The organism is Frisingicoccus sp. (genome assembly GCA_016298055.1).
Lineage (GTDB): Bacteria > Bacillota > Clostridia > Lachnospirales > Lachnospiraceae > Frisingicoccus.
In genome coordinates this window covers 1-8578 of record JAEDDO010000080.1, presented here as the reverse complement: position 1 = coordinate 8578, position 8578 = coordinate 1, and the positions used below count along the sequence as shown (strand labels likewise).

The window sequence follows — 8578 nt, the reverse complement described above, 5'->3', positions numbered from 1 at the left end:
CAGAAGAAGCTGACGATATCGAGAGGCTGTCACACGAATCGAGACGGTATTGATGCCATTTCTATATTTCATATCCATATTATCCTGATAAGCCTTTAATACAATATTCCGTATAACTTCTTCCGCTTCCGGATCATCTGCATCAGCAAGGGATGTCATAGATTCCGGAATCTCAAGTTTTTCACCTTTTCCCCAGATTCGGATCCGTGTTTCACCGAAAATCGAAGTGACCTGAATCCAGACAGAACCTTCGCTTTCTTTCGTCTGACTTCCGATAAGCTTCACCAAAAGCTCTTCTGTCAAAAGAAGCATTCTTATAATGCTTTTTCTTTCTGACCCACATTCCTCCAGACTGGACTGAATAAACGACACCCCATCCGGGACACATTGTATATCATAGGGTATCTGCTTCTTTTTTGAAAAATATATCATCCAAAGTCACTCCTTCTTTAACTATTTTTCATTATACAAATTCTGCCACTTTTTGTCTAGAGGTGTCTAAGGGACGGACTCACTCTAAGATTCGTTCCAATTCATAATCCGAAAAAAAATACCCCAAATCTAAAGCAGACCTGGGATATTTCTTTCTTATTCAGTTGAACAATTTAGTTTTCCACATTCTTATATTGACACACATTCGGAATAAGACAAATTATACTGCTGCCGGTTTATCCATCGGAAATTCGACAGATATACAGGTACCTTCGCCCACATGACTCTCAATTTCCAGCAAAGCATCATGAAGTTTTGCTCCGTGCTTTACAATAGCAAGTCCGAGACCGGTGCCTCCCGTCTCTCTCGAATGACTTTTATCAACCCGATAAAACCGCTCGAAAATCCGCTCCTGTTCTTCCTCCGGTATACCTATACCTGTATCTCTGACAGACCATCTGACCGCATAACCCTCTTTTTCGGAAGGTTGAATTAAAATATGTACATAACCGCCGTCTTTATTGTATTTGACAGCATTATCACACAGATTATAGAGCATATCATAGACGACCTGACGCACTCCATATATATCCGGCATTTCCCCATCAACATAAATTGTCATATGTCTTTTGCGTGCTACGACCTGCAGAGTATCGACGATCTCCCTCGTGATCTGATTTAAATTCACTGATTCAAAGGGCATCATATCCGACTGTTCGTCCAGACGGGACAATTTAATAATGTCCTCGATCAGCCTGGTCATACGCGTGGCTTCTTTATAGATTCTTCCGGCAAATTCAGGAATATCTTCTTTTTTTACCATATTGCGGCTGATAATTTCCGCATACCCCGATATGGCCATCAAAGGTGTTTTCAGCTCATGGGAAACATTTGCAGAAAACTCTCTGCGCATTCCTTCCGCCTGTTTCAGTTCTTCCATCTGAATACGTATACGCTCATTCTGATGATCCATACGTGTCAGTAAAGGCATAAATTCTTCATACATGGGTTCTTCCAGCGGCTTATCCAGATTCACTTCATTGATCGGACGCACCATACGTTCTGTCTCAACACAAATGACTGCCACGGATATTCCGATAATTATCACAATCAGCAGCACCATATAAGGTGCCATACCAAGCATCATCCGATAAATGCTGTCCATCGAACTGCTTACTCGAAGCACTGTCCCGTCTTCAAGCTTTACAGCATAATAATAAACTTTCTTCTGCATCGTCTCCGATGTTCGAAGCGCATCCCCTTCTCCCTTAACAAATGCCTGAGATACTTCCGGACGAGCTTTATGATTATCCAGCGTGTCTGCATCGATCACAGAATCATATATGACTTTTCCATCCTTCTCGATGATCGTTACCCTCCGGTCTTCACTCCAGAAATCTTCCTGTTCCAGGAGATGTACACTTTCCTGTTCAATGGATATCTTAATTATTTTTGCCTCATGTTTCGTTCCGCTTTTTAATGACTCCACGGAATGGGCATACATAATAGCTGTTACAGAAAAAAAAGTGAGCAATATCGCCGCGATCACAATAATCATTGTATTCATAATGATTTTTCTTTTCATATTCAGCCCCCGATACGATACCCTACACCCCGCACAGTTTCAATATATCTGCCGCATTCCCCGAGTTTTTGTCTCAGTGTACGTATGTGGACATCCACCGTCCGAGTCTCTCCGTCAAAATCATAGCCCCAAACATGACCCAAAATCTGATTTCGCGTCACAACAATATCTCTGTTTTCAATTAAATATTTTAAAAGTTCAAATTCCTTTAATGTCAATGTGACTGCTGTTCCATCTACAAGCACTTCATGCTTTTCCGGATGGATCACCAGTGATTTATATTCAAGGACATTACCGCTTTCCTTAATGCCGCCTCTTCGAAGAACCGCTCGAACACGTGCGATGAATTCCATCATACCAAAGGGTTTGGCTATGTAGTCATCTGCCCCCATATTTAAACCCGTTACTTTATCAAATTCAGATCCTTTGGCTGTCACCATAATAACCGGAATATCTTTCGTGACCATGGAATCTTTCAATTTCTGCAAAACGGTCAGTCCACTTTCTTTCGGCAGCATGATATCCAATAAAATAAGCTCCGGCTTTTCATTTACCACGGCAGCAAAAAAATCCGTACTATTGGAAAAGCCAGCCGCATGAAAGCCGCTGGATTCCAATGTGTAAACAATCAATTCACGTATATTGCGTTCGTCCTCAAGACAATAGATCATAAATGTTCGTCTCCTCTATGTTTTCCCGTTATGGAAAATTCCACCCATTCGGAAATATTCGTCGCATGATCGCCGATACGTTCATAATATTTGGCAATCAACAGAATGTCCATGACATGTTCATGGATCATCGGATTGGTGTCAATCTCGCGAATCAGCATCTCCTTTACCTCATCAAAAAGATTATCGACAACGTCATCATATTCAATCACCTTCTGCGCTGTGTCAAGGTCCTGCCATACATAAGCATTCACACTGTCTGTCACCATCCGGACCGTAGCCTCTGCCATCCGGCCAATCGGAACATCCAGCCCCGGTGCCTTTATATTGGTCGTCATAATGATCTCGGCAATATCTGCCGCCTGATCACCGATACGTTCCATATCTGTAATCATCTTAAGAGCTGCAGACACTTTTCGCAGATCGGAGGCTACAGGCTGCTGCTGAAGCAATAATTTCAGACAAAGGGATTCAATGTCTCTCTCAATCAGATCAATATGACCATCCTTTTCAATAATCTCCTTTGCTGCCTCATGATTCTCATCCATTAATACTTTGTATGTCATAGAAATGACCTGTTCACACAAATTTCCCATCTCAATCAGCTTCTGATGAAGTAACTCAAGCTGTGCATCAAAACGATTTCTCATATCAGCCAAACCTCCCCGTAATATAATCTTCTGTCCGTTTATCTTCCGGAATTGAGAAAAGTTTCTCGGTATCATTATATTCAATCACTTCTCCCAAAAGGAAAAATGCTGTTTTATCTGAAATGCGGGCAGCCTGCTGCATATTGTGCGTAACCATAATAATAGTATAATCTTTCTTGAGCTCTACTGCAAGGTCTTCAATCTTTGAAGTTGAAATAGGATCCAGTGCAGATGTCGGCTCATCCATTAAAAGTACTTCCGGCTGCACGGCCAGGGCTCTTGCAATACACAGTCTCTGCTGCTGTCCTCCGGACATTCCGAGAGCACTTTTTTTCAATCGGTCCTTAACTTCATTCCAGATTGCAGCATTTCGAAGCGATGTCTCAACAATCTCATCCAGCTGGGCTTTGGAACGAATACCATGTGTCCTCGGTCCATATGCGATATTATCATAAATACTCATCGGAAATGGATTTGGTTTCTGAAAAACCATACCCACACGCTTTCTGAGAAGATTCACATCCATATTCCCGTAAATATCTTCACCATCCAGACGAATATCTCCCTCGATCTTGCATCCGGGAACCAGATCATTCATACGGTTCAATGATTTTAACAGTGTCGACTTTCCGCAGCCGCTCGGACCGATAAAAGCTGTAATCTCTTTTTCTCCAAGATTTAAATTTACATTTTTCAGTGCATGAAAATCACCATAGTAGAGATTCATGTCTTTAATTGTCATTTTATCCATAGTTATCCTCATACCTTTGCAAGTTTTCCTGCAATCAAATTCGATAATCCGTTAATTAATAAAACAAGTACTAAAAGTACCACCGCTGTTGCGTAAGCTTCATTCATATGAAGACCTTCATTTGAAAGCACATACATATGAAGAGCCAATGTACGGCCGGAGCCAAAAAGACTGGACGGAATATTTGCCACAGTTCCCGCAGTAAAAATAAGGGCTGCCGTCTCTCCGACAATACGTCCAGTCGCCAGAATGACTCCTGCGAGAATTCCCGGAATAGCTGCCGGAAGAACAATCTTAAAGATTGTACGAAGTTTCCCTGCTCCCAATCCAAAACTGGCTTCTCGGAAAGAATCCGGAACAGATTTCAACGCTTCCTCCGTTGTTCGCATGATCAACGGCAAAATCATAATGACCATTGTAAATGAACCGGATAAAATTGAAAGTCCCCATCCCAGAGCTGTCGCAAAAAACATTAATCCGAAAAGTCCATACACAATTGATGGAATTCCTGAAAGTGTCTCCGCTGTCATACGGATGACCTTAACGATCTTACTTTCTTTTCCCGAATACTCCACAAGAAAAATGGCTGCGAAAACCCCCAGAGGTACGGCGATCAGCAATGTTAAAAAGACCATGATCACGGTATTTACCGCTGCCGGAACTAAAGATACATTTTCCGAAGTATATTCCCATGCAAACAGACTCGGTTTTAAATATCCCACACCTTTAATTAAAATAAATGCGATGATAAAAACAAGAACGGAAAAAGTAATCACTGCACTTAAGAAAACACATGTTTTTAATATAACCGCAGATGTACGTCCACAGTGTTCTTTATTTTTTTTACTCATGCACCGTCCTCCTGTTCAGCATAGACACAAGCAGATTGATCACTAAAATAAAGATAAAAAGTACCACGCCCGTCGCAATAAGTGCCTCTCTGTGAAGATCTGCCGCATAACCCATTTCCAGTACAATATTAGCGGTCATCGTGCGCAGCCCCTTGAATAATCCTTTCGGTATTCTTGGCTGATTACCCGCAACCATAACAACCGCCATTGTTTCACCGATCGCACGTCCGATTCCAAGAACAATTCCTGCAATCACGCCAGACTTTGCTGCGGGAAGTACAACAAAAAACATACTTCTTTCTTTTGTTGCTCCAAGTGCAAGTGAGCCCTCATAATAACTGTCCGGCACACTGCGAATCGATGTCTCTGCCTGTGCGATGATCGTCGGTAAAATCATGATTGCCAGAACAATTGATGCCGTCAGCATCGTACTTCCGTCTTTTCCTGTCAGTTGATTCATCAAAGGTACAATCAGAACCAGGCCAAAAAAACCATAAACGATCGAAGGTACACCTGCCATCAGGTTAACTGCCGCCTGACATAAACGATAGATCTTTGTCGGACAATAGGCAGCCATAAATACAGAGCAAAAGACAGCGATCGGCACACCAATTGCCAATGAAACTCCAGTGACACAAATACTTCCCACGATCATCGGGAAAATGCCATATAAACCATTACCCGGTTTCCATTTCTGGCCAAAAATAAAATCTTTTAATCCGATTTCTGCCATGGCCGGAACCCCGCCTGCAAAAAGGAAAACACAAATCAGGGCTACGGCCAAAACAGAAGTTAACGCTGCCAGAAAGAAAACCACTTTCATTACGTTTTCTTTATTTAACTTCATAGGAAATTATTTTACATCCTCCCATTCTGTCACTTCACCTGTATAAATTGCTTTTATCTGCTCACTTGTCAAATCTGTGATGCCGCTCTCGTTATTGACAATAACCGCAATACCGTCCTGAGCAATGACCATGGATGTTAAACCAGCTTCTTTTTCACTGTCCTTTAATTCGCGGGAAGCCATACCGATATCGCAAAGACCGTCAATAGCAGACTGCATACCTGTTGTTGAATCGCTCTGCTGAACTTCGATTTCAACTTTTGGATTTAAAGCTACATAAGCTTCTTTTAATTTTTCCATGACTGGTGTTACAGAAGATGATCCGGCAACAACGATTTTTCCTTCGACACCGGCCGGTTCGTATGCAGGCTGATCGCCAACTGCAATGTAATGATTTTCTTCAACAACCGCCTGACCTTCTTTACTCATAATAAAATTAATAAAATCCTGAGCAATTTCATTCGGTGTATCTTTTGTTGCAATATTGAATGGACGCTGAACACTGTATGTACCGGATGCAACGTTTTCTGCAGTAGCTTCTGCTCCGTCAACCTTTACTGCTGTTACTGTTTCGTTTAAAGAACCAAGAGAAATATAACCGATGGCATTCACATCACCTTCTACAGTTGTCATCATAACAGAGGTGCTGTTCGTAATCTTTGCATCTTCTGTTGTCATATCAATCTTATTGCCATCACTGTCTTTTTCTTCGATACCAAGTAATTCAACAAATGCACCACGTGTACCTGAACCATCTTCTCTGGAAACAACCGTAATCTCACCGGATGCACCCTCTGTTGATGCTGCTTTTGTATCTCCTGTTGTCTCTGTCTTTGTTTCTGTTGCTCCGCTTGATGCCGTTGTTTCTTTTTTATCAGAACCGCATCCTGTCAAAAGCATACTTCCTACCATTAATGCCGATATTGTTACTAATAAACTCTTTTTCATTTTTCCAATCTCCTTAACATTGTTTGTAAACTTTTGTTTCACCTGTGATATTAAACACCTGTTGTAAAATCTGTAAGGGCCTTTTTGTAAACTTTATGTTAAATGATTTTACATTTGCTTGATTTTAAAGATTTTTTTACATATAAATTCCAAATAATTCTTGTTTGCAAAGAATACATTCGAATTGATTGACATTCTGTCAAAAAGACAGATAAAATAAGCTCCAAAAGGAGGTTGGCTATGAAGAATCCGTTGATTGCTGAACGTCTGAAATTCTATCGAAAAAAGAATAATTTATCTATCCCGCAAGTTTCGGAAACCTTGTCTGAAATTCAGCCTGTCGCAGTAAAAACAATTTACGGATGGGAAAGCGGCCATACCCAGCCAGATGCCGATACTCTTATGCGGTTGTGCTGCATCTATCATATCGATGATATTCTGGAGATTTTTGGATATAAGCCACCGAAAAAAACCGTATTTAATTTGACGACTCAGGAAAAAGATCTGATTATTGCATACAGAAATCATCCGGATATGCAAAAAGCAGTCCGCCGATTACTGGAATTTGAAAAAGAATCTTAATAAAAAGGATATCTTTCAAAGTACTATACATAACTTTGAAAGATATCCTTTTTATTTTCTTGAAAAAAGTGCAGAACATCTCTATAATTTAGGACAAGATCAGTTAAAGGAGTCACTGGAATTATGAAAACAGACTACACCATTCACCCAATCGCCTACATTTATAATGATTTTCCAAATAAATTTGGTATTCCACGTCAGAGTGGTCTCATAAATTCTTTGAAAAGCATCCTCATATTCGAACCGGAATACCGCTTTCCCGAAGCTCTGCGCGGTTTGGAAGATTACACACACATCTGGCTTATCTGGGGTTTTTCTGAAAACATGACATCCGGATGGTCTCCAACAGTGCGCCCGCCGCGTCTCGGAGGCAATACACGTATGGGTGTTTTCGCCACCCGTTCCCCTTTTCGTCCTAATGCTCTCGGTCTGTCTTCTGTCCGCCTGGAAAAAATTGAATTTACTTCAGAGTACGGCCCGATACTTCATATAGCCGGAGCGGATCTGATGAACAAAACACCTATTTTTGATATCAAACCCTACCTGAACTATGTGGACAGCCATCCCGATGCTTCTGATGGATTTGCCGGCCCGGTAAAAAACTATACACTGGATGTGTCCTGTCCAAATGAACTTTTGAACATTTTACCAGAAAATAAACGTGAATCCCTTTTAGCCCTTCTGGCACAGGATCCAAGACCCTCCTATCAGAATGATCCAAAACGGGTCTATGGTTTTTCCTTTGCAGGATTTGAAATCAAATTTACTGTCCATGAAAAAAAATTGTCTGTGATTTCTGTCATTCCGGAATAGATTTCCTTCATACCTCCAATCAGACAAGCCTCTTAACGGTACCGACTGGCAAACTATCCCTCACACACAAAGTACCCGAGGATGTCAAGTCATTGCTACAAAAAATATGCGGCTTTTTTGCCATGAAAATGGCTTAAAACCGCATGTTTCTGTATAGAGGATGTTATATTATTGTTACAAGATGGGTGGGGAGGATGTAACGTCATTGTCACAAAACTAATGTGGATTATCTTTGCTCTTTCCAGAACTTCCTCATTCAGCTTATCCTCAAATTTTTTTCTTCCTTTAGTATCCCGTATTTTTCTCAGCATATTCCTGTTCCAGTTCCTCTGCCAGATATGCATCGCTCATGCAGTGCATATCCGATACACCGTCACGAATCAGCTGATAGACCTCGGAATGGTAAAAGAAATCCAATGCCGTATCCAGTGAAAGTCCCTGCTGTTTA

At 41.2% G+C, this 8578-nt stretch carries 10 protein-coding genes and 1 pseudogene; 2 read left to right on the top strand and 9 right to left on the bottom strand.

Annotated elements, in window-relative coordinates; translation table 11 throughout:
• The 8 genes from QZZ35_RS07460 to QZZ35_RS07425 form a co-directional block, all read right to left on the bottom strand.
• A partial coding sequence (locus QZZ35_RS07460; RefSeq protein WP_291236832.1) for a hypothetical protein occupies nt 1-432 on the bottom strand: 432 nt, incomplete at its 3' end.
• 220 nt (nt 433-652) lie between these two features.
• On the bottom strand, nt 653-2017 hold the full coding sequence (locus QZZ35_RS07455; RefSeq protein ID WP_291236831.1) for a sensor histidine kinase: 1365 nt from the start codon (nt 2015-2017) through the stop codon (nt 653-655).
• A 2-nt stretch (nt 2018-2019) separates the two neighbouring features.
• Nucleotides 2020-2688, bottom strand: coding sequence for a response regulator transcription factor (locus tag QZZ35_RS07450; protein ID WP_291236830.1), 669 nt, complete (start codon nt 2686-2688; stop codon nt 2020-2022).
• Complete coding sequence (gene phoU, locus QZZ35_RS07445; protein ID WP_291236829.1) at nt 2685-3338, bottom strand: phosphate signaling complex protein PhoU; 654 nt, start codon at nt 3336-3338, stop codon at nt 2685-2687. Before phoU ends, QZZ35_RS07450 begins: the two co-directional genes overlap by 4 nt.
• Nucleotide 3339: 1 nt before the next feature.
• Complete coding sequence (pstB, locus tag QZZ35_RS07440) at nt 3340-4089, bottom strand: phosphate ABC transporter ATP-binding protein PstB (RefSeq protein WP_291236828.1); 750 nt, start codon at nt 4087-4089, stop codon at nt 3340-3342.
• Nucleotides 4090-4097: 8 nt separating this feature from the next.
• The gene (gene pstA, locus QZZ35_RS07435; RefSeq protein WP_291236827.1) at nt 4098-4940 is read right to left on the bottom strand and encodes a phosphate ABC transporter permease PstA; all 843 of its coding nucleotides are present in this window, start codon (nt 4938-4940) and stop codon (nt 4098-4100) included.
• Nucleotides 4933-5787 carry a phosphate ABC transporter permease subunit PstC gene (gene pstC / locus QZZ35_RS07430; protein WP_291236826.1) on the bottom strand — a complete coding sequence of 285 codons (855 nt, stop codon included), beginning with the start codon at nt 5785-5787 and terminating at the stop codon, nt 4933-4935. Before pstC ends, pstA begins: the two co-directional genes overlap by 8 nt.
• A gap of 6 nt (nt 5788-5793) precedes the next feature.
• Nucleotides 5794-6735 carry a substrate-binding domain-containing protein gene (locus tag QZZ35_RS07425; protein ID WP_291236825.1) on the bottom strand — a complete coding sequence of 314 codons (942 nt, stop codon included), beginning with the start codon at nt 6733-6735 and terminating at the stop codon, nt 5794-5796.
• A 240-nt stretch (nt 6736-6975) separates the two neighbouring features.
• Between QZZ35_RS07425 and QZZ35_RS07420 the strand changes: the two genes are divergently transcribed.
• Together QZZ35_RS07420 and tsaA are read left to right on the top strand one after the other, a co-directional pair.
• Nucleotides 6976-7317 carry a helix-turn-helix domain-containing protein gene (locus QZZ35_RS07420; RefSeq protein ID WP_291236824.1) on the top strand — a complete coding sequence of 114 codons (342 nt, stop codon included), beginning with the start codon at nt 6976-6978 and terminating at the stop codon, nt 7315-7317.
• A 123-nt stretch (nt 7318-7440) separates the two neighbouring features.
• Complete coding sequence (gene tsaA, locus QZZ35_RS07415) at nt 7441-8130, top strand: tRNA (N6-threonylcarbamoyladenosine(37)-N6)-methyltransferase TrmO (protein WP_291236823.1); 690 nt, start codon at nt 7441-7443, stop codon at nt 8128-8130.
• 285 nt (nt 8131-8415) lie between these two features.
• Here the strand turns inward: tsaA and QZZ35_RS11645 are convergent.
• Nucleotides 8416-8578 (bottom strand): annotated as a pseudogene (locus QZZ35_RS11645) (DUF3791 domain-containing protein); the annotation flags it as partial.

Coding starts and splice junctions, on each gene's coding strand:
- pstA (WP_291236827.1), bottom strand. CDS start 4,940: ATGAGTAAAAAAAATAAAGAACACTGTGGACGTACATCTGCGGTTATA.
- QZZ35_RS07420 (WP_291236824.1), top strand. CDS start 6,976: ATGAAGAATCCGTTGATTGCTGAACGTCTGAAATTCTATCGAAAAAAG.
- QZZ35_RS07425 (WP_291236825.1), bottom strand. CDS start 6,735: ATGAAAAAGAGTTTATTAGTAACAATATCGGCATTAATGGTAGGAAGT.
- phoU (WP_291236829.1), bottom strand. CDS start 3,338: ATGAGAAATCGTTTTGATGCACAGCTTGAGTTACTTCATCAGAAGCTG.
- pstC (WP_291236826.1), bottom strand. CDS start 5,787: ATGAAGTTAAATAAAGAAAACGTAATGAAAGTGGTTTTCTTTCTGGCA.
- QZZ35_RS07450 (WP_291236830.1), bottom strand. CDS start 2,688: ATGATCTATTGTCTTGAGGACGAACGCAATATACGTGAATTGATTGTT.
- pstB (WP_291236828.1), bottom strand. CDS start 4,089: ATGGATAAAATGACAATTAAAGACATGAATCTCTACTATGGTGATTTT.
- tsaA (WP_291236823.1), top strand. CDS start 7,441: ATGAAAACAGACTACACCATTCACCCAATCGCCTACATTTATAATGAT.
- QZZ35_RS07455 (WP_291236831.1), bottom strand. CDS start 2,017: ATGAAAAGAAAAATCATTATGAATACAATGATTATTGTGATCGCGGCG.